Genomic DNA, 243 nt, shown 5'->3' on the forward strand with positions numbered 1-243 from the left:
TCAACAATAGTTTGACCTGCACGCACACGCCCTTCTTGAATTGCCTTCTCTACTAAATATTTCCCGAGTCTGTCTTTAACACTGCCTCCAGGATTCCATTGTTCAAGCTTGGCATAAATTTTAACTTCTCTCGTACCATTAGATACTGGGAAACGAATATATGCATAATCTTTATCAGAATCATATGATACTAATTCGACTGGTAACTTTTTGTCACCTTCATAAACTTCAAATTTCTTCCAT

The 243-nt window shown here is 36.6% G+C and carries 1 protein-coding gene; it reads right to left on the reverse strand.

What is annotated here, in order from left to right:
- Positions 1-243, reverse strand: a 243-nt coding sequence (locus IDG65_RS14995; protein ID WP_481906128.1) for an NEAT domain-containing protein, incomplete at both ends; no start/stop codon positions are given.

Source organism: Staphylococcus sp. EG-SA-17, from assembly GCF_017151845.1.
In the GTDB taxonomy this organism is placed as follows: Bacteria; Bacillota; Bacilli; order Staphylococcales; family Staphylococcaceae; genus Staphylococcus; species Staphylococcus aureus.